Source organism: Chryseobacterium sp. KCF3-3, assembly GCF_045865955.1.
GTDB lineage: Bacteria > Bacteroidota > Bacteroidia > Flavobacteriales > Weeksellaceae > Chryseobacterium.
Genome location: NZ_AP035792.1, coordinates 4,453,749 through 4,472,779, shown reverse-complemented (window position 1 = coordinate 4,472,779; position 19,031 = coordinate 4,453,749). Strand labels below are relative to the sequence as shown.

The 19,031-nt window shown below is 35.7% G+C and carries 21 protein-coding genes, 1 tRNA gene and 1 riboswitch; of the genes, 4 read left to right on the top strand and 18 right to left on the bottom strand.

Features of this window, described 5'->3' with window-relative positions:
• Positions 1-94: 94 nt before the first annotated feature.
• The 9 genes from ACKTTZ_RS19885 to ACKTTZ_RS19845 all read right to left on the bottom strand — a co-directional run bounded on the left by ACKTTZ_RS19885 (position 95) and on the right by ACKTTZ_RS19845 (position 7,248).
• On the bottom strand, positions 95-1,192 hold the full coding sequence (locus tag ACKTTZ_RS19885) for a glycosyltransferase family 4 protein (protein ID WP_407846421.1): 1,098 nt from the start codon (positions 1,190-1,192) through the stop codon (positions 95-97).
• Positions 1,189-1,965: a polysaccharide deacetylase family protein gene (locus ACKTTZ_RS19880; protein ID WP_034694418.1), complete on the bottom strand. Its 777-nt coding sequence runs from the start codon at positions 1,963-1,965 to the stop codon at positions 1,189-1,191. Before ACKTTZ_RS19880 ends, ACKTTZ_RS19885 begins: the two co-directional genes overlap by 4 nt.
• Position 1,966: 1 nt before the next feature.
• Complete coding sequence (locus tag ACKTTZ_RS19875) at positions 1,967-2,896, bottom strand: glycosyltransferase family 2 protein (protein ID WP_407846420.1); 930 nt, start codon at positions 2,894-2,896, stop codon at positions 1,967-1,969.
• A gap of 5 nt (positions 2,897-2,901) precedes the next feature.
• A complete protein-coding gene (locus tag ACKTTZ_RS19870; RefSeq protein ID WP_034694415.1) occupies positions 2,902-4,071 on the bottom strand; it encodes a glycosyltransferase family 87 protein in 1,170 nt (389 codons plus the stop codon).
• Between the two features lie 29 nt (positions 4,072-4,100).
• Complete coding sequence (locus ACKTTZ_RS19865) at positions 4,101-4,913, bottom strand: 2,3,4,5-tetrahydropyridine-2,6-dicarboxylate N-succinyltransferase (protein ID WP_034694413.1); 813 nt, start codon at positions 4,911-4,913, stop codon at positions 4,101-4,103.
• Between the two features lie 71 nt (positions 4,914-4,984).
• A complete protein-coding gene (locus tag ACKTTZ_RS19860; protein ID WP_253316653.1) occupies positions 4,985-5,596 on the bottom strand; it encodes an isoprenylcysteine carboxylmethyltransferase family protein in 612 nt (203 codons plus the stop codon).
• Between the two features lie 256 nt (positions 5,597-5,852).
• Positions 5,853-6,224, bottom strand: a complete 372-nt coding sequence (locus ACKTTZ_RS19855; RefSeq protein ID WP_407846419.1) for a DUF2255 family protein — start codon at positions 6,222-6,224, stop codon at positions 5,853-5,855.
• A 108-nt stretch (positions 6,225-6,332) separates the two neighbouring features.
• Positions 6,333-6,662, bottom strand: coding sequence for a LytTR family DNA-binding domain-containing protein (locus ACKTTZ_RS19850; protein ID WP_034694408.1), 330 nt, complete (start codon positions 6,660-6,662; stop codon positions 6,333-6,335).
• Positions 6,663-6,675: 13 nt separating this feature from the next.
• Entirely contained in the window at positions 6,676-7,248 is a 573-nt protein-coding gene (locus tag ACKTTZ_RS19845) for a C40 family peptidase (RefSeq protein WP_034694406.1), read from the bottom strand.
• Between the two features lie 97 nt (positions 7,249-7,345).
• On the opposite strand from ACKTTZ_RS19845, the gene ACKTTZ_RS19840 reads away from it, so the two are divergent.
• Positions 7,346-8,041 (top strand): hypothetical protein, encoded by a 696-nt coding sequence (locus ACKTTZ_RS19840; protein ID WP_253316655.1) that lies wholly within the window; start codon positions 7,346-7,348, stop codon positions 8,039-8,041.
• Positions 8,042-8,080: 39 nt separating this feature from the next.
• Here ACKTTZ_RS19840 and ACKTTZ_RS19835 read toward each other — a convergent pair whose 3' ends face one another.
• Positions 8,081-8,449 carry a hypothetical protein gene (locus ACKTTZ_RS19835; RefSeq protein ID WP_034694405.1) on the bottom strand — a complete coding sequence of 123 codons (369 nt, stop codon included), beginning with the start codon at positions 8,447-8,449 and terminating at the stop codon, positions 8,081-8,083.
• A 385-nt stretch (positions 8,450-8,834) separates the two neighbouring features.
• Between ACKTTZ_RS19835 and ACKTTZ_RS19830 the strand changes: the two genes are divergently transcribed.
• The gene (locus ACKTTZ_RS19830; RefSeq protein ID WP_062669796.1) at positions 8,835-9,518 is read left to right on the top strand and encodes a hypothetical protein; all 684 of its coding nucleotides are present in this window, start codon (positions 8,835-8,837) and stop codon (positions 9,516-9,518) included.
• A gap of 258 nt (positions 9,519-9,776) precedes the next feature.
• Here ACKTTZ_RS19830 and arr read toward each other — a convergent pair whose 3' ends face one another.
• From arr to ACKTTZ_RS19815, 3 genes are all read right to left on the bottom strand, one after another.
• Positions 9,777-10,190 carry an NAD(+)--rifampin ADP-ribosyltransferase gene (arr, locus tag ACKTTZ_RS19825; RefSeq protein ID WP_407849190.1) on the bottom strand — a complete coding sequence of 138 codons (414 nt, stop codon included), beginning with the start codon at positions 10,188-10,190 and terminating at the stop codon, positions 9,777-9,779.
• Between the two features lie 541 nt (positions 10,191-10,731).
• The gene (locus ACKTTZ_RS19820; RefSeq protein WP_407846418.1) at positions 10,732-11,769 is read right to left on the bottom strand and encodes an alpha/beta fold hydrolase; all 1,038 of its coding nucleotides are present in this window, start codon (positions 11,767-11,769) and stop codon (positions 10,732-10,734) included.
• Positions 11,770-11,939: 170 nt separating this feature from the next.
• Positions 11,940-12,013, bottom strand: a tRNA-Ala gene (locus ACKTTZ_RS19815).
• Between the two features lie 174 nt (positions 12,014-12,187).
• On the opposite strand from ACKTTZ_RS19815, the gene ACKTTZ_RS19810 reads away from it, so the two are divergent.
• Positions 12,188-12,730 (top strand): GNAT family N-acetyltransferase, encoded by a 543-nt coding sequence (locus ACKTTZ_RS19810; protein WP_034694400.1) that lies wholly within the window; start codon positions 12,188-12,190, stop codon positions 12,728-12,730.
• 45 nt (positions 12,731-12,775) lie between these two features.
• Here ACKTTZ_RS19810 and ACKTTZ_RS19805 read toward each other — a convergent pair whose 3' ends face one another.
• The 5 genes from ACKTTZ_RS19805 to ACKTTZ_RS19785 all read right to left on the bottom strand — a co-directional run bounded on the left by ACKTTZ_RS19805 (position 12,776) and on the right by ACKTTZ_RS19785 (position 15,994).
• Positions 12,776-13,000, bottom strand: coding sequence for a hypothetical protein (locus tag ACKTTZ_RS19805; RefSeq protein ID WP_034694399.1), 225 nt, complete (start codon positions 12,998-13,000; stop codon positions 12,776-12,778).
• 304 nt (positions 13,001-13,304) lie between these two features.
• On the bottom strand, positions 13,305-13,472 hold the full coding sequence (locus ACKTTZ_RS19800) for a DUF4996 domain-containing protein (protein WP_253316668.1): 168 nt from the start codon (positions 13,470-13,472) through the stop codon (positions 13,305-13,307).
• Positions 13,473-13,542: 70 nt separating this feature from the next.
• Positions 13,543-14,574: a hypothetical protein gene (locus tag ACKTTZ_RS19795; RefSeq protein WP_253316658.1), complete on the bottom strand. Its 1,032-nt coding sequence runs from the start codon at positions 14,572-14,574 to the stop codon at positions 13,543-13,545.
• Complete coding sequence (gene pnuC, locus ACKTTZ_RS19790) at positions 14,561-15,157, bottom strand: nicotinamide riboside transporter PnuC (RefSeq protein WP_034694397.1); 597 nt, start codon at positions 15,155-15,157, stop codon at positions 14,561-14,563. The genes ACKTTZ_RS19795 and pnuC overlap by 14 nt, the downstream gene beginning before the upstream one ends.
• Before the next feature lie 25 nt (positions 15,158-15,182).
• A riboswitch (TPP riboswitch) is annotated at positions 15,183-15,291 on the bottom strand.
• Between the two features lie 91 nt (positions 15,292-15,382).
• On the bottom strand, positions 15,383-15,994 hold the full coding sequence (locus tag ACKTTZ_RS19785; RefSeq protein ID WP_407846417.1) for an alpha-ketoglutarate-dependent dioxygenase AlkB family protein: 612 nt from the start codon (positions 15,992-15,994) through the stop codon (positions 15,383-15,385).
• 378 nt (positions 15,995-16,372) lie between these two features.
• Here ACKTTZ_RS19785 and ACKTTZ_RS19780 point away from each other — a divergent pair, with 378 nt between their 5' ends.
• On the top strand, positions 16,373-18,982 hold the full coding sequence (locus ACKTTZ_RS19780) for a TonB-dependent receptor (protein WP_253316660.1): 2,610 nt from the start codon (positions 16,373-16,375) through the stop codon (positions 18,980-18,982).
• Positions 18,983-19,031 lie beyond the last annotated feature (49 nt).

Here is a 19,031-nt window from a genome sequence, read left to right as displayed (position 1 = left end):
TGATGATGATAATGATGTAATGCTAAAAATGTTGGTTTCATTGTATTGAATTATGATGCAAATGTAGGATTTATTTTTAAAATGCAAAGTTTTTTCAGATTAATTTTTGATAAAAATTCATCAGCTCCTTCGCAATGGGCTCGTCATTAAACTTCTGAACAAACCCGAAACCCTTTTCCTCACGGCGTTTTCTCTCGGATTCATTTTCCCAGAGAAATTTTAATTTGGCTCGGATATCAAGATCATTATCAGGATTCACATACACTGAATCTTTTCCTCCTGCTTCCGGCAGGCAGCTGGTATTGCTCGTCACCACAACCGTTTTGGAGAAAAGTGCCTCAATGACAGGGATTCCGAAGCCTTCAAAGAAGCTTGGATAGACAAAAATATCTGCCAGTTTATAGAGACAGGCCAGCTCATCCATAGAAACACCTTCAAGGAAAAGCACCTGCTTTTCTATTTTATTTTTTTTCAGGAAACGTTCTATTTTCTGGTAGTATTTTGTCTTTCTTCCCACCACAACCAATGGAATTTCTGTACCATTGATGGCTTTTACAACATTCAAAAGGTTTTTACGGTCTTCAATAGTTCCTACATTCAAAACAAACCTTCCGGGAAGCTTAAATTTCTCTTTGACAGCTTCCATCAGTTCCGGAGACTGCTGTTCTTTAAAAGCATGATGACATCCCTGATAAATAACTTCAATTTTAGTCTCAGGAACTTTTAAATACCGGATAATATCTCTTTTGGTCTGTTCCGAAATCGCAATGATTTTGTCAGCGGTATCAGCGGCTTTTTTGAATTTCCAGAAATGGATTTTCCTGTCAAAAAAAGAATAATACTGAGGATATCTTACAAAGATTAAATCATGAATGGTAACCACCTTTTTAATAGGTTTCGGATCCCATTTCAGAGGAAGTTCACCGGATAATCCATGGAAAATATCTGCTCCCTGTTTCTGGGCATCTTTACCCATTTTCAACTGACGGGAAAGGTTTCCTTTTGAGGTTTCAATATATTGGACATTCTGGCGTTCCAGAATATCTTTTCCTCTCTCGGATTTGTTTTTATTGAGTAACAGATATTCGTTCTCCGGTTCATACCTGGAAAGGATTCTTACAAGGTCTCTCGAGTAGTTTCCAAGGCCGGACGTATTGTGGAAAAACCGTTTTGCATCAAAGGCAATCTTCATCGTTCTATCTGTTTTTGAAATTCCTGAAATGTTCCGAATGTATGTCCTTTTTCTTTCAACCAGCCTACAAACGAATCAAATCTTTCCACCATTTCTTTTCCTGAGTTTTTTACAGTAAATCCGGGAAGTTTAAAGGCTTCATCTTTAATTTCTGCAAATTCCCAGGGATGGAAATAAATGTTTAGATATTTGTCTTTTTTCAAACAGTCCGAAGCCAGTTTTTTATAGAAAAATAAAGGAAAATTATGAAAACTTAACCAAAACAAAGGGATTCTGAAATTAGGAGAAACCGAAGCCGGAACCTGAGTCACATTTCCTTCTTTGAAATAGGTTCGGGATACTTTTAAATTATTATATCTTCCCGGCAAAAATGTAGGATTGATGGAGGAATTGTAAGAATATCCTGCTCTTTCCACTTCTTTTTCGTCCACAGGCATCATTCTCGGCATTCTTAATCCGGTCACCTTTGTGGAAAATAATTCTTCCAGTTTTTCTCTGGATTCTTTCAAATGTTTGTCTTCAAATTCTGAATGAAACCATGTGTGAGAAGCCAGTTCATGCCCTTCATGTAGCAACCTTTCAATAAGGTGTTTGCTGTTTTCCGCAAAAACTACTGTGGAAAAAAAAGTAGCTTTGGCATTATGTTTTTTAAGGATATCGAGAATTCTCTCTAATCCTGTCTGTGAAATTGAAATCTGCTTTTCAAAGGGAATTTCACCCTTATATTCTAATGGCATATCAAATTCTTCAATATCAAAACTCAATAAAACCATTCTAAAAATTTTTGTTTTTAATAATATAATTAGGTCTGTCTTTCACCTGTTTAAATATTTTACCTAAATAAATCCCCATGATTCCGAGGATGATCAACTGAAGGCCTCCGAAGAATACAATGGTCATAATCAATGATGCCCAACCAGAGATCTCAGTTTTTGCAATAAATGAATGAATCACATAGGCTCCATATCCAATGACTGACAGTGCCGAGAATAAAAATCCCAGATATGCCGCCAGATAAAGTGGTTTTACACTGAAAGCAGTGATTCCGGTGAAGGCAAAAGTAAACATCTTTTTAAGGTTGTAACTGCTTTTTCCTGAAAGTCTTTCTGCTGCTGTAAAGTCGATTCCTGTTTGTTTGAAACCCATCCAGCTCGTTAATCCTCTCAAGAATAAATCGTCTTCATTAAAGTTTCTCATGACTTCAACAGCGCTGGCATCCAATAATCTGAAATCTGAGCCGCCTCCTTTTGTTAAATTAACATCGGATAAACTTGATAAAAGCTTATAAAATAAGTCTGAGGTTTTTCTTTTAAAAAATGAAATCTCTTTGGGATAGGTTCTAAAGGTAAAAACTACATCATAGCCTTCTTCCCATTTCCGGATCATTTCAGGAATCAATGCAGGAGGATGCTGAAGATCTCCATCCATAGAAATGACTGCATTCCCAAGGGCATTGTCCATTCCGGCTTTTACAGCCGGTTGGTGACCAAAATTGCGGGAAAACTCGATGAATTTCACTTCATCATATTGACTGGAAAGTTCTTCTAATTTTTGTTGCGTATTGTCTCTGCTGCCATCATTCACAAATATGATTTCAAAGTCATAATTGTTTAAACCATCAAAAACTTCTTTAATTTTCTGATGGATCATGGCAACGTTTCCTTCTTCGTTATAAGCGGGAATTACAATTGAAATTTTCTTCATATGTATTAATTCAGGCTGTAATTTTTCTCAAAATCTTTAGTCAGAAGCTCATAAGTCACTCTCAACCAGATTACAATACAAGGTACGGCTTTTAATGAATATTTGATGATATAATTCTCTTTTACAAATTTCGGGAACAGATCCGAAGTTGAGAAACATGTGAAAATAATGACAAAAACCAACAATCCAATGATCAATGGTGTTCTTTCTTTCTGAAGGAAAAACCAGATCAAAACTCCTACTACCGCTATGATATACGTGGGAGATTCTGAACTTGAACTGAACAATACCAAGAACAGTAATGTGGAAGCCAGAATCATCAGTTGAAATGCATAATGCTTGTATTGCTTAATTCTGATGTAAGGTAAAGCAAAAAGAGGCAATCCACCTGCTAAGAACACAAGGTTAGAAATGGATGCATCTCCTAAAACTCTTCTTACAAAGCCCATTAATGAGATATCCTGCATATTTCCTAATACCTGATTTTCGCTATTCTTTTCTACAATAGACTGAAACCAATCCGAGTAGCACTGAATAACAAACTGCGGACTTGAATAGGCCATCGGAAGTACGAAAAACAATATAGCAATGCCAATTCCTGAAAGAATAAATTTAGTTTTATTTTTAATGAAGAAAAACTGTGTCAAACCTACAATTCCGTAGATTTTCACAAATATTCCTATTAAAATTGCGGTTACAGATTTGACTTCTTTTCTTTCGTAAATATATACTGCAGATAACAGTAAAAGACCTGTCAGCGCCACATTGAACTGCAGACTTAAAGCCGCAGTAATGTATTCCTGAAGGCAAAGCAATCCGAAAATGGCCTTCTTGCTGTCTGAAAACGGCAGTTTATAAATTCCGTAGATAAAGATAAAAGTATTAGCAATATTCCAAAGTGAAATTCCCAGCCAATCCGGCATCATGGCAAACGGTGCAATCAATGCACTGAAAAATACACCATAATGGTTCAGATCAAAATAAAGATCAGGATAATGGACAAATAAGTTTTTCTGATGAATGGTATTAAAGAATACATTTTTAAAAATCAGATAATTATTGATCGCATAATCTCCTCTCAGGTATTTGGAAATTGCTGTAACAACGGATATAATAAGATAAACCCCAAATATATATTTAGGGTTTAATAGTATTTTAAGAAATTTTTCTTTCAAGATTGTGGTATTAGATTAAAATATTAATCTTAAACGGCTACATTATTGTCTCTCAATGCATCATTCAGAGATGTTTTCTTGTCTGTAGATTCTTTTCTCTGACCAATGATCAGCGCACATGGAACCTGATATTCTCCAGCAGGATATTGTTTTGTATAGCTTCCAGGGATTACTACTGAACGTGCAGGAACTCTTCCTTTGATTTCAATTGGTGTATCTCCTGTAACATCGATAATTTTTGTAGAAGCGGTCAATACTACGTTTGCACCCAATACGGCTTCTTTTTCTACGTGAACTCCTTCTACAACGATACATCTTGATCCGATAAAGCAATCGTCTTCAATGATTACCGGAGCAGCTTGTAAAGGCTCCAATACTCCACCGATACCAACACCACCACTCAGGTGAACGTTTTTACCGATCTGTGCACAGCTTCCTACTGTTGCCCAAGTATCTACCATTGTTCCGGAATCTACATAAGCACCAATGTTTACGTAAGATGGCATCATAATTACTCCAGGAGCAATATAAGCACCTTCTCTCGCTACTGCATGTGGAACAACTCTCACCCCTTTTTCAGCATAACCTCTCTTCAAAGGCATTTTATCATGAAATTCAAACGGGCCTACTTCAATAGTTTCCATTTTCTGGATCGGGAAATACATTACCACAGCTTTCTTTACCCATTCATTTACCTGCCATCCGTTTTCTGTAGGTTCTGCAGTACGAAGTTCCCCTTTATCAACTAAAGAAATAACCTCTCTGATCGCCTTCTGGCTGTCTTCATTCTGCAATAATTCTCTGTTGTCCCAGATATTTTCAATAGTTTGTTGTAATGACATGTTTCTTATTTAAAATTATACCGGCCAAAGATACAAAAAAGTTCAGCAAAACGGGTTTTAACATCATGCTTTTAATAAAGTCTCAGCATGCGCTTCACCCTCTTTTTGTAATCCATATAGATTTGTCCGTGTTCTTTTAGCAGATACTCTTCTTCAAGCCTTATTTGAATCTGCATCAGAATACTACCAATCAAAAGGCAAGAAAAAGCAATTACAGTCGGGAAAGCAAGGAAAAATCCCACAAGACTGATGGTCATTCCCAGAAATATAGGATTTCTTGAGAATCTGAATAATCCGTGAGTAACCAGTTCGGTTTTTGTTGAATTATCAATCCCAATCCTCCATGAATTTTTCATTTGCATCTGGGCTATAACCACCCAAATCAAAGCAAAAAACATTAAAATAATTCCTGTGTACTGAAAAAGATCATATTCCAGCACATTGATTTTAAATGCAGGGAAAATTTCTTCCGGAAAAAACAAAAGAAGTATTGTATACATAAACAAAGCAAATAAAATCAGCTTAAAATACAACCCCACGAGCCCGTACGCAGAATCATCTTTGGGAAGAACATTAGGGTTTTTGCCAATCTGCCGGGCTACTTTATAACTCATTCCAACAAAGGAAATGATAAAGAAAAGCATGAAATAGAAAGGAATAAAAAATCGGATAAAATCTGCCATAGGACTATAGTTTTGAGCAAATTTGCTAAGTTTCGTGATGCAATACTATTGCAATGATGAATGGCAGATAGATGACAAACGGAAACATAAAAATTCCCCTCCTCTGGAGGGGTGGCGAAAATTCAAAGAATTTTTGACGGGGTGGTTAAAGAAGTTTTGGCTAAAGCCGGTTGAAGTTTTTGTTTTTCGATAAACGGGATTCCTTCGGCTAAGCTCAGGATAACAACCCGTTTCTATTGAATATTTTAACTGATATTTACTCCAAAATAATAAACTCCATTGTTTTCGCAATATGTTTTTCCTGAATAATTCCCTGTGAGTATGGGCTATTATGACTGGAATTATATTTTGTGAGATAGGCCTGATTAATTTCTTCAGTAAGATTATTGATATCCTCCGGGATGAGAGCTTTTATAGGATAAATCATTTCACCACATTGAATTTCTCCTAAAGAATTTTCTAAAAAGCTATTGTACCAGCTTCTTTCAGCAAGTCCCCATGATCTTGCGAATATCCGGTTTTGGACTACAACCATCCATATTTCGAGAAATTCAGGTCTTTGATATCCGGCTTTTATTCCGATAATCGTATGGTTTTGAATGTAATCTAATGCTGTTTCTTTATTCATTGTCTTAATTTTGTGTAAAACTAAAACATGAAAACAAGAATGAAAACTTATTTATGTATACTGTCAGAAATATGATGTCATCAGGTGTTTTTCTGATGTGTGGTGTTTTTAAAGCATCATATTACCAAGAGCTGTCTGCAAACATTCTTTATAACTTTTGGCGACTGTAATTTTTAAATCACCGCAGAGTAAACGGTTATCTTCAAAAGATTCAATATTGGTCAGATTGACAATGTATGAATTATGGACGCGCATAAATTCGTCCGGAAGGGTTTCTATAAGGTCTTTAAGTGTTTTGTAGTAAATATATCTTTTATGGTCTGTGGTATGAACTTCTACATAATTTCCAAGTCCTTTAATGACATTTATATCTTTAAAGAAAAGCTTTATCAGCTTTTTATCTGATTTGATGAAAGCAAAAGTCCGGTTCTCTATCATTTATTTAAGATATTTACAGTACTCTTTGGGCATGAAGGTAGGCCTTATTCCAGTATTTTTCGTTCAGGGACGAAATAATTACGCCTTTTGAAGTAGAAGCATGAATAAATTTCACTTCTCCGTCAGGACCAATATCGTGAACAATTCCCACATGAGAAACTCTGCTTCCTCCCGCTGTCGCAAAAAATAACAGATCACCTGGTTTTACGTCTTTGATATCAATATTCTTTCCGGCATCGGCCTGATCAGAAGATCTTCTGGGAAGATTAAAATCATTTTCTTCAAATACTTTTACAGTAAATCCGGAGCAGTCAAATCCCGAAGAAGTATTTCCTCCGAATTTATAGGGTGTTCCGATATACTTTTCGGCATCTTTCAAAACATCATTGATTGATCTTGAAACACTGCCACTAAATTTTGAATCCAGTTTTCTTAGATTTTCAGCTTTCGCTACGGCCTTTGTATTTGATTTTTTGCTTGCAGAAGCACTTTTAGAGGATCCGCAGGAAACTACAAAAACAGAGGCTGCCAGGACAATCACCATCTGCTTTACTTTTATTTTTTGTTGAAATAATTCCGTTCCCATACTCTTCTGATTTATAATTAATTAACAAAATACATCACAAATATACATTTTATAATTTAATTATGCTATAACTATACTACAACTATATTATAAATATATGTTAAAATTTTGGTTTTCATTATTTATTGGTATATTTGATTTCTATTTTGAAGATATGGCAACCTATGAAAGTGTAATCAAGATCACCGGAGCAGTGGGCGATCTGGTGTTTTATACTCTGAATGGCAAAAATGTGGTTCGGAAGAAAAGCGGTTTCAATAAAGCTGCGTTTAAGAAAAATCCGTCCTATGAGAAAGTAAGACAGAACAGTTCTGAATTCGGGCACTGTTCCAAAATGGGGAAGATGATCCGGAAAAGCCTGGAAATATATATTAAAGAAGCTGGTGATCCCCTCCTCTACCAAAAGTTTGCAAAGGTGATGACTACCATCAAAGATTTAGATACCATTTCTGAAAGAGGAAAAAGAACGGTTGAAAACGGTTTAAAGACTGAAGAAGGAAGAAAACTCCTGAGAGGATTTCAATTAGGCACGGTAAATCAAATTTCTGATTGTATAAGAATGAAAGATCATGTTCTGTATAAAAATGATCATTGTACCTCAGACCATGCAGTGATTTTAACTTTAAAATTAAATTCTGAAAAATATAGTATAGAAAGTAATGAAGAAATGGTGTATTGGAATCAGCAACAAAATACGTCTTTTAAAAAGCATTTTTCTGATGATGATTTCCTGCTCTATTTTATAGCATTAAAGAATGAAAATGATAAGATTACCCATATGGGATTTGTTTAAATAAAAAAGTCTGCAGTACATTCTGCAGACTTTCTTGTTTTATTTCTTCTCTCCTTTCCAGCTTCCTGATACTGCAGGGGTTGGAAGTGAGTTGGACCAGTTTCCGTTTCCTTTCTTTTCTGTTGTTAACGTTCCTTTGAAATCTCCTTGTGAAGGTAGTCCTACTCTGGCGTTAAGATCTCCTGTCTCACTTAAATTTCCGGTAATGCTGTAGTTTTCATTATTAACATCGGAATGCATTGTTCCTACCACTTTACCACTTTCATCTACCACAAAGTTCCAAACTCCTTTATCTGCTCCTTCATAAGAACCAGACCATGTTCCTACATAATCATAAATAGTATCATCATCAGAGCTGCAACCGATAAATAAAAACGCCGTTAATAAAAGTAAAAAAAGTTTCTTCATAGTTTCAGTAGTTTTATAACCTAAAATCCTGTTATTCTCCTATACTTTCCTTCCAAAAATCCAGTCATAGAGAATATTGCTTAATATTTATTATTTTTTTGTTCCGTGCAAATCTACTAATTTTTTTTATTCAAATTATCTGAATTTTAATTAGCACCCAATATGTTTATTAAAAAACAACATATTCCGGCTAAAATACAAATATTTTTCAAACAAATAGAGCCTCTATACATTTTGAGTTATTTAAAAAAATATACCTAAAGTTGGATATTAATACGTTTAATATTCATTTACAATTAGTTTACACTAGATTTCATGCCATTTGCATTCTATTTTAAAGATATTTCTTACCTTAGTGAAAAATTTAACCTTTTCAAAAAATTACATGAAAACAAAAACATTATTTTTGGCAGCACTTGCTATTTGCGGTAGTTCGACAGCACAGGTTGGGATTAACACCGCCACTCCAAGTCATACTTTGGATGTTAATGGTCTGGTAAGAGTAAGAGGACTTTCAAATGCTGAAAAAAAGATTGTTGCAGCGGATGCGCAAGGAGTTTTAACTCTTATTTCTCCTGAAGAAATTTTTGCGCCAAAGGCTATTTTGAACACATCAACCTCTTCCAGTGAACAAAGATCTACTGTATACGAAGGAAAATGTTTCCAACCTGGTGACAATGCTTCTTCCTGTACTGTTTCTGTAAACCATTACTCCTCTTGTGCGGGGTTCAGTAATCCCGTAGACACTCAAATCATTGTAGGACAAGGAATTAATACAGGAAACGGACAGTTTTTGGGAACATGGACAGCCCGATATGTTGATAATAAAGGATTTGCAAACGCAACTGCTGTTGCCAATCAGACAGCACCAGACTATCCGAGAATCTCTTACCCAAGTACCAATACAGTGAACTATTTAGGAAGTGGAAACTTTGCAGGTCAATGTAATACGGACTTGGTCACTACCATCAACCAGGCCACCGGAGATATAAAAGTAGAGTCTGTAAAGCGAAGCATGTACGCACACCTTGTGTACCTTATAAATATTGCCCGCTCCAGATCTTTATAATAGTTGATATTTGATTTCAAAAAGGCAGCCACAATATTTTCATTGTGGCTGTTTTTGTAAAATGAAAAACCCTCTGAATTTTGATAAATTTCTCATACATTGAACTTCACATTATAAAATTTATTTTCTACAGAAAAGCCTCCCTTTTTAGGAGGCTAAAAACTATTATTGAATGAATGAAAAACTTATCCCAAATGTATGAAATATTCATTCAGGCTTTTATGAGTACAGTCATAATCAGCTGTTTTCCATAATTCATTAATTGATAATCTCTCCTTTACCATTATCCAGTTTATCACGGAATTTCTGAAGATCTTCCGGAGTTGGCCTACTCCATTCTGTAATTTCTCCGATAATTTTCAAAGGCATTTCGGAACGATAAGATCGGGTTGGATTTCCCGGGAATTTTTTATCCGTTACATTAGGATCATTTTCGAAATTCCCTGTGGGTTCTACAATATATACACGATCTGCTCCATCGCCTTTTGCCAATGCTGCAGCAAGTCCTGCTCCATTGGTTAAAGCGGTGAAGTAAATATGATTCATTTTGAATTCTGATTTATAATTAGAATTTCCACCCGCTGTCAACAGCCCTCCTATTTGTAAGTCGGCTTTTGTTCCATGGTAAAAAGGACCTTTATCAGACGGATGGTTTTGAAGTAACACTGACAATTCAGCATTCTTTTTTGATTTTTCTGAATCTCCTAAATCCTCATAACATCTGGAAATATTCCGGTAAAGAGAAGGTAAGGCACTTTTAACGGTATCATCATTTATTTTTAAAGCCAACTCTAAGGAAGTTTCAAGCCATTTCAACCTATCAGCAGTGTTTTTTTGGTGACGTGCTACATAATAAGCTGCCAGAAACTTTTCATGATCGTCCGAAGCTTCTTCCGAAGCTTTTAAAAATGATTGAGCTGCTTCTTCAGGCATTCCTTTGTCTTCAAAGCCCATTCCTTGCAGACAAAGCTTGATCACAGGATTAAAAGGAGAAAATTCCATATTTTATTTTTTTTCAAATCTAGGAGATTCTATTGGAAATCTTTTATTTAAAAATGTATAGTTGGAAAATTGAAAAAATAAAAAATTCTTTTTTATAGTTTAAAATGAAAGCTATTTTCCTGCAAGTCACTTATAAAACGGTGTTATAATCTAAGAAGTAAGGAAACGGTACAACTAAAAAAGTTAAGCCCCAATTAAGGGGCTTTATTGTTTAATTTTGCTTTTTCTTCTCAAGATTTTCAGAGAATAAAAGAATCTCTTTATTTACTAGATCTGCATTTACTTTTTTTGTAATGATACTGCTATGACTTGCATTCATTATTATTTGTTTTCCTTGAGAAGAGAGTTCTTTTAGTTCTTTTTGCATACCGAACCATAATTGAAGTTCCTTTTCAGGATCAATTCCGGCTTTCCTGTATTTTTCTTTCTGGGATTCTTTATACTGTTCTGTAGCTGTAAATACCAAAACAGGTAATGAATCTAATTTCTTTGCCTCACCTGCACGCTTCAGTACATCATTAGTAAGTTCATTCTCTCTTAAAAACATCTTAAAAACATCACCAGAATTATAAGTTAGCGACTGTGAGCGACTATATGCTTCTTTGGGCAAATCATCACCCTGATATGGTTCTTTACTAAATATTTTGTTATAAATGCCCAAAATACCTAGATCCGCAAGTATAGATCCTATTTTAAATAGTTTTGCTTGTCCCTTGGGAACCAATTCTTTTTGGGCTAATCGGTTCCATTGTTCAGGATGACTTGAATCTATGAAAACGATTCCTTTCACTTCGTTTGGATAAAGATCTCTAAATATTCTATTATAAGGACCTCCCATAGAATGTCCCACTAAAATGTAAGGTGGCTTCTCTCCAGCTTTCTTTAATAATTCATGAAGCTGATATGCGTAAAACTCAGGAGATCTATCATTAGTGTTACTCGATTCGCTAAACCATTTTCCATCTCTGTCATAGCGTATAACTCTCGTTTTATCTTTTAAGCCTTCTGCAATCCAGTGCAGCATATCTGTATTACCATGTGCCCCTGCTTCAATAATAACCGTAGGTAGAGATTTTTTATTCCCGTCTATTCTTACATGGATGTTAGTTCCATTCACATTTACTAATTGACCTGGCGGAACTGGTTTCGGAGAAAATAATCGGTAACACATGCCTAAGAACAGGAATAATATGAGAATTCCTAGTATAAGTTTACCTAAAAACTTAAATATTCTTAAAATTGATTTCATAGTTATTTTTAAATTTCAAATTGATATCGAAAGAAGTGTCGAAACAGAATATTTTATGAAGATCTAAATTTGATCCGCATAAATATAATATAGAGAATCTTTGAGATGGGCATGATTAGAAGTTTTGTACTAATATAACAAAAGCCCTTATGAAAAGGGCTTTCCTGAAGTGGAGAATACGGGATTCGAACCCGTGACCTTTTGACTGCCAGTCAAACGCGCTAGCCAACTGCGCCAATCCCCCGTTTTTTATTGTAAGGCGGTACAAAAGTAAGTATTTAAATGATATTTGCAACTATTTTATAGTTTTAATTGAATTAAAATTAATAGAAATAGGCTCAGCGACCGCAAAAGCCATCATTCCTCATTGAATAACTTCCCAATTAATCCTATTTTTGTCTGAAATTATAATACAATCATGCAACTCTATACAGAAAGACTCCTTCTACGGGATATTACGATTGATGACAAACAGGATATTTTCGATTACCGCTCAGATGCCGAAGCCAATAAATTTCAAGGATGGATTCCTGAAACCCTGGAAGAAGTGGAAAGTTTTATCCAAAGAAATACTAAAGAATTCAACCAGCCTGAAAGTTGGTATCAGCTGTTGATTGCTGATAAAGAAACAAAAGCAGTCATTGGAGATATTGGAGTTCATTTTATAGGAGATGAAAATGTACAGGTAGAACTGGGAATTACCTTAAACACCTTATTTCAGGGTAAAGGTTATGCTTCCGAAGCTTTAAAAGGTATCATTAGTTTCTTGTTTAATGATTTGCATAAACACAGAATTACAGCTTCCGTAGATCCTGATAACACTGCTTCTCTTCAGCTGATGGAAAGAATCGGATTAAGAAAAGAAGGGCACTTTGTGAAAAGTCTGTTCTGGAAAAATAAATGGGTTGATGATATTATTTATGCAGTTCTTCGTGAAGAATGGATTACTAAACAAAAATAAATACAGCTCTTCAAAGCATTGCCCTGAGAAATATTCTATCCCAACTTACAATACTGTATATTTTTCATAAAATGGAGTGAATTTTGTTCTGACAATCGTTAAAGCAACCAAACCGTTGCAGATCAAATAGGATACAATCATTGTATGGAACAATTTTTTTATCGTAACTGTAATCCAGTTATCATTTTCAATCAATGAATACATCTCTTTTTTTAAGTGTGTAATAACATGTTCCTTCTTCTTTCCGTTTAATGAAAATAAGTCTTTCATAATCTTTGGTAATCTTTAATAATTTTTAGTTTAACAAGTTTTTATGTTGGCTTATTTCATGGGTTAGCTTTATTATTCCAAATATAGTGAAATATATAATGTTTACTTTATGACACAAATCATAAAACGAGTGTTAAAATATCCTAAAAAAGGCCTGTTTCAGTTATCTTTTCTTAAATTTTCTATTTCCAAAGTGTATTTTATTTGAGTACGTTCCTAAACAATCAGTCCTGGAAAATAGAAATTTATAGTCCTACCCTATAGACCAAAAGAGCCGAAATTGAATATTTCGGCCTTTTACTTCTTAAAAATAAAGGTTTTTACTTTTCAAATAATGGATCAGTTCTTTCGGACGGTCAGTCTGAATAATGTTGACTCCTTTATTAATATACCAATAAAGATCTGGATGATCCAGAACGAGGTCATCATTATTTCCGGCGTTATGATGCGGCCATAATGAATTGACCCAGATTTTAAACTTATTTTAAGTTTAAATCCTTAGCAATAACTCATCATCGGAGTTCCAAAGAAAAATTTTCTCTTCAGAAAGAAAAATCCAAATCATCAGCAGAAGGTCTGAAATTGGAATGCATAGCTGCTGTAAAATAATCACAGAATACCTGATACACAGCAGAATTGGTATCTGTTGCCCGGATTCCCAGCTGTGTATAAATAGTAAGAATCTGATGGGATAATCTTTGAACCAGCTCTACTCCATATTGGTGAATCTCGTGTTGTTGATCGTCTGAAATCTCTTTGTGATCACCGAGTATATTTTCTACTTCTCTGGCAATGTTTAGTACTTTTTCCAAATGTTTTTCAACAGACTTTGTGAAACTTTTGAAATGGATCTCGGGACGAATATCTACTGCCTCTTCAATAAAATGAGAAGCCATTCCTAAATAATTGACCAACAGCGTCAAGTCTGCAAAAACCCGAAACGGAATGGTATCCAAAATATCATTGGTGAAAAAGGTATCATACACAAAACTGTAATCTTCACTAACGAGAACATTTTCAACAGTGAATGAATAGGTACCGCTGGCTTTCATACCCATAGATTTCCAGTTGGGAATAATTTGAGCCCTTTCTTTCGGAATAATGAATGAGTGAATGATCTCATTACCGCCTTTATCCATTATAGGTTTCCCGTTTTCCGTAATCTTGGCATTCAATGTGAAATGGGTCAGATGAGGTGCTCCTGTTGCAAAATTCCATGAACCGTTGATCAGATAAGTGCTGTCATCTTGTTTTTCTGCTGTACCGCCAATCATTCCGCTGCCGCCAAAACAGGTTTCAGAATGGGTGAACAGTAATTGAGCAATTTCAGGTTTGATATTTCTTGAAAAGTAATTCGCTCCTGCACAAAGTGTCAGCATCCAGCCAAAACTTCCATCGGTTTGAGCCCAGCTGAATAAGGCTTTAAGTCCTTCTTCAAAACGATAACCGAGTCCTCCATATTTTTTGGGAACCCAGATTTTAAGTAATCTTTCTTGATGAATATATTGTATTACCTCATCAGAAATTCCAGAAGCTCCATGAAGTTCTTGTCTGATCTCTTTAGTACTCAGCATTAGCTTTGGATTTAATGATTTTCTGCCATTCTATATATCCGGAGATGGCTACTAAAAATAAGAATGACGTCAAAACAGCATAGAGATACAATTCTTTATGAATCATTAAAGGAATGGAAATAATATTACTGACATTCAGTATCACCCAGTTTTCAATTTTTCTTCTCGCCATCAGCCACATTCCTGCCCAGGCAAAAGCACTTACCAGAGAATCCCAGACCGGAACATCCGAATCGGTAAAATGGGTAAGAAAAGACCAGAATAAGATAAAAGTTCCCAAAACAATTCCTCCGGTAATCCATTTTTCCGTGGTAGTGGTAACCGAGATTTCCATTTCAGATTTTTGCTTCCCGAATTTCCAGTACAGCCATCCGTAGATGCTCATGACCAGATAATAAAGATTCAAGGTAAATTCAGCGTACAGCTTGGAAGTAAGCATCACATACAATGTAAGCAGAATTCCTGCAATTCCGAAAAGATAGTTGTTGACGTTGTTTTTACGAGCCAGTAAAACCTGAATGACTGAAAATAAGACTCCAAACCATTCCGGTAAGGTAATTTGTTTTAAAATGTCCTGCATCATATTAATTATTGGAAATCAAATGATGAGATGATCAGTAAGCAATCCCTACGCCGGCATTACCCGGATCAGGTGTGGAAGTACATTCCTGGGTATCATCTCAGCCACTTTTATCTGTAGCACCCCATTGTTGGGACAAAGGTGCAGCTTTTTTGTGGAAAAAGAAAGGACTTCAGGCTTTTAATTTTGGAAATATAATACTTCTATTTATGCTTTAAAATAAATATCCTATGCTTCACGAACTAACCGGAATGTAAGATTAATACGTTCCTTCATGGAGGATACAGACTTAGCAATTCTATGCTCCCAGTTTTCCTGAAGATCTCCTTTCATAATCAATAATGAGCCGTTAGGAAGTGGCAGACTGTATTTACTCTGATGATGGTCTTTTTTCCTGAAATCAAAGTTTCTGGTCTGCCCCAGACTTACGGATGCAATCACAGGACGTTTTCCATATCTGCTTTCCTTATCCCGATGCCACGCAACAGAATCATTATGATCTCTGTAAAGATTAAGCAATACAGAATTGAACTGATAACCGAATGTTTCTTCTATCCTTTGTTTTAAAGAAAATAATTCGGGAGTCCAGACATTATTATCCACTTCACCGTTTCCTAATGGATAATCCGTTTTCGGATCACCATACCAGGCTGTTAGGCGTGGCGTCAGAACCGTTTTATCATACATTTTCTGGGTACGCTGCTTCCAGGGGGCGGTTTCAAGCAGATGATTTTTAAGTTGGTCCGCTTCGTCCTGACTCAGGAAATGTTCTCTGTATTCCAAAAGGTCTTTTGGAAATTCATATAAATCTTCTGTGTCGAACAAGCTGAGCTGAGTCATATTTTTAGTTTTTAAAATAATAGAAAACCTTATGTTATCTTAGAAAATGGATTTGATACAAATAATATCTTCAAATATATTAATATTGATACAAAACAAACCAATCTTTAAACATCATTAGAAAAAAATACATTCCGTAGAAATTTCAGGTGAAGCACATCATTATTTTTATTCGTTAAAAACAATCCTCTTTTTTGTATAATTCACTTTTATAACAAATTGTAAATTAAACATCTGAAATAATTAATACTTCCAAAAAAACGAGTAATAATGCATTATATGCACACAATAGCATATCACTTCGGGAAGATTTAATACTCAATTCAAAAATAATTATTCATCTTTGCAGCCTTAAAATCAAACACGCTAGTTTATTTCATGAACATTACTTTTAAAAAGCGACTAATTATAGCGCTTGTATTACCTACGGCCGCCATCTATTATGGGCAGAGTACGAAGGATTCTTTAGAGAAATCTAAATCTATTGATGAGGTTATGTTGGTAGGTAGAAACCTTTCCCAAACAGCCAAAGAGAGAAAAACACCTGTTGCAGTTTCCAACATTAAGGCTGCAGAAATTCAGGAAAAACTGGGAAACAGAGAATTCCCTGAAATTATGAAGTCTACTCCATCCGTTTATGTTACCAAAGTAGGTGGTGGTTTCGGAGACAGCAGAATCAACATGAGAGGTTTTGACGGAGCTAACATTGCAGTGATCATCAACGGACAGCCGGTGAATGATATGCAAGGTGGAACTGTGTACTGGTCTAACTGGACTGGGTTGGCTGATATTGCAAGCAACATCCAGATTCAAAGAGGTTTGGGAGCTTCTAAATTTGTTGTTCCTTCTGTAGGAGGAACGATCAATATTGTAACCAAAGCTACCGATTCTGAGCAAAAAGCAATGGTGAAAGGAGAAGTTGGAAATGACAACTACTCCAGAATATCTGCTATGTATTCTTCCGGATTAAAAAACAAATGGGGAACAACCGTATTGCTTTCCCGTTGGCAAGGTGATGGATATATCAATGGAACAAAAGGTGAAGGTTACTCATGGTTTTTCTCTACAGGATTTAAGCCTAATGAAAAGCATGCGTTCAATTTTATCGCTACCGGAGCACCACAGGTACACGATACGAGAAGGTCTTCTGCAACCGGAGCTAATGTGGCAACACTGCAACAATTTGGAACTTATGGAAGAAGATATAACCCACAAACAGGAATGCTTAATGGTTCTCAATTCAATTTAGCACCGAACTTCTACCACAAGCCTATCGCTTCATTAAACTGGGATTGGAATATGAATGACAATCTGAAGCTATCCACAGTTCTTTATGGTTCATGGGGACGCGGTGGCGGTGGTACCGGACTTAACGGTTCTATCAAAAACGCAGCCGGACAAACCATGAATTTCATGAATTATGGCGCAGGTGGTGATGGTACAATCAACTGGGATATGATTTACCGTTATAACAGAGGCGGTATGGTAACGGATTATAATGGAAATAGCTTCCAGAAATCTACTTTTACTGCTCCTGCAGGTTCTCCTGGTGATTACAACGGGCAATATGTATCTACTCTGAACGGAACCAGCGGTATCGTGAGAAAGCAAAGTATCAATGCGCATGACTGGTACGGAGTAATTGCAGACCTTAATTACAAAAAAAATAACTGGACTTTCAACGGAGGAATTGATCTTAAGACTTATAAAGGAGCTTTGTATGACATTGTAACAGATATGTTGGGATCAGATGCTTTATTTGTTCCTGGCACAGCAAATGCTCCAAAAGGATATTATATTAATCAAACTGTAAAACCGGAACCGCTTACCAAGCTTAAAGATGCTCAGAAAGTATCTATCCATAATGAAGGACTGGTAAAATGGGCAGGTATTTATGGAATGGTTGAGTACAGTTCTGAAAAGCTAAGTGCTTCTGTTCAGGGATCTGTTTCCGAGCAATACTACAAGAGAGTGGATTATATGCTGTATACTCCAGGAAATCAGGAGACAAAATGGTATCATAAAACAGGATATATCGTAAAAGGAGGTGCTAACTATAATATAGATGATCACCATAATGTATTTTTCAATACCGGAGTTATTTCAAGACAGCCTTTATTCAATGCGTTATTCCCGTCCAACCAGAATATCTATAATGATGCTAAGAATGAAAGAATCTTCTCTGTAGAGTTAGGATATGGTTTCAAATCACGTTATATAGATGTGAACATCAATGCTTACAGAACGCAGTGGGATGACAGATTTATTTCAAGAACATTCAATGCTACGGCAGCAGATGTTGCAAAATTCCCTCAGCTAAATCTTGGAAGCGCTTATTTCTACAATGCTCTGAACGTAGGTCAACTTCACCAGGGAATCGAATTGGAAGCAAAGGCAAGACCTTTTACGAACCTAAGATTAAGAGGAATGGTATCAATGGGTAACTGGAAATATAAAGGAAATGCTAACTTCAACATCCTTGATGTTCAGAACAACCAGGAAATAGCTGGAGCAACCGGAACCATCAATATCAAAGATCTGAAAGTTGGAGATGCAGCCCAAACAACAGCAAGCATCGGAGCAGATTATAATATCACCAAAGCATTCAGTATTGATGCCAACTGGGAATATTATGACAAGCTTTATGCTCAGTTCAACCCGATCAACTTCCTTACTGAAGCAGCAAGAGAAAAAGGAATTGTAAAATTGCCAAGCTACCATTTATTTGATGTAGGGGCTTCTTACAAATTCACGCTGGATGCGAAAAAATCTTTAACATTGAGAGCTAACGTGTACAACTTATTCAACAAATATTATATTTCTGAATTAAGCTCCAATATCTTCGCAGGTGATAAAATTGCGAATGGTCCGGATGCCGGAAAAACTTATCAGGAAGCTGGTAGAGTGTATCAGGGTGTTGCAGACGGTAATACAGGATTCCTTGGTTTTGGAAGAACCTGGTCTGTTGCAGCCACTTTGAGATTCTAAGATAATATATTTTAATAATGAATCAATTGAAAAGGCTGTCTCACTTTTG

Excerpts from the sequence above, each read along its gene's own strand:
- ACKTTZ_RS19885 (WP_407846421.1), bottom strand. The coding sequence starts at position 1,192 with ATGAAGATTGCCTTTGATGCAAAACGGTTTTTCCACAATACGTCCGGC.
- ACKTTZ_RS19880 (WP_034694418.1), bottom strand. The coding sequence starts at position 1,965 with ATGGTTTTATTGAGTTTTGATATTGAAGAATTTGATATGCCATTAGAA.
- ACKTTZ_RS19875 (WP_407846420.1), bottom strand. The coding sequence starts at position 2,896 with ATGAAGAAAATTTCAATTGTAATTCCCGCTTATAACGAAGAAGGAAAC.
- ACKTTZ_RS19865 (WP_034694413.1), bottom strand. The coding sequence starts at position 4,913 with ATGTCATTACAACAAACTATTGAAAATATCTGGGACAACAGAGAATTA.
- ACKTTZ_RS19860 (WP_253316653.1), bottom strand. The coding sequence starts at position 5,596 with ATGGCAGATTTTATCCGATTTTTTATTCCTTTCTATTTCATGCTTTTC.
- ACKTTZ_RS19855 (WP_407846419.1), bottom strand. The coding sequence starts at position 6,224 with ATGAATAAAGAAACAGCATTAGATTACATTCAAAACCATACGATTATC.
- ACKTTZ_RS19850 (WP_034694408.1), bottom strand. The coding sequence starts at position 6,662 with ATGATAGAGAACCGGACTTTTGCTTTCATCAAATCAGATAAAAAGCTG.
- ACKTTZ_RS19845 (WP_034694406.1), bottom strand. The coding sequence starts at position 7,248 with ATGGGAACGGAATTATTTCAACAAAAAATAAAAGTAAAGCAGATGGTG.
- ACKTTZ_RS19840 (WP_253316655.1), top strand. The coding sequence starts at position 7,346 with ATGTTAAAATTTTGGTTTTCATTATTTATTGGTATATTTGATTTCTAT.
- ACKTTZ_RS19835 (WP_034694405.1), bottom strand. The coding sequence starts at position 8,449 with ATGAAGAAACTTTTTTTACTTTTATTAACGGCGTTTTTATTTATCGGT.
- ACKTTZ_RS19830 (WP_062669796.1), top strand. The coding sequence starts at position 8,835 with ATGAAAACAAAAACATTATTTTTGGCAGCACTTGCTATTTGCGGTAGT.
- ACKTTZ_RS19820 (WP_407846418.1), bottom strand. The coding sequence starts at position 11,769 with ATGAAATCAATTTTAAGAATATTTAAGTTTTTAGGTAAACTTATACTA.
- ACKTTZ_RS19810 (WP_034694400.1), top strand. The coding sequence starts at position 12,188 with ATGCAACTCTATACAGAAAGACTCCTTCTACGGGATATTACGATTGAT.
- ACKTTZ_RS19805 (WP_034694399.1), bottom strand. The coding sequence starts at position 13,000 with ATGAAAGACTTATTTTCATTAAACGGAAAGAAGAAGGAACATGTTATT.
- ACKTTZ_RS19795 (WP_253316658.1), bottom strand. The coding sequence starts at position 14,574 with ATGCTGAGTACTAAAGAGATCAGACAAGAACTTCATGGAGCTTCTGGA.
- pnuC (WP_034694397.1), bottom strand. The coding sequence starts at position 15,157 with ATGATGCAGGACATTTTAAAACAAATTACCTTACCGGAATGGTTTGGA.
- ACKTTZ_RS19785 (WP_407846417.1), bottom strand. The coding sequence starts at position 15,994 with ATGACTCAGCTCAGCTTGTTCGACACAGAAGATTTATATGAATTTCCA.
- ACKTTZ_RS19780 (WP_253316660.1), top strand. The coding sequence starts at position 16,373 with ATGAACATTACTTTTAAAAAGCGACTAATTATAGCGCTTGTATTACCT.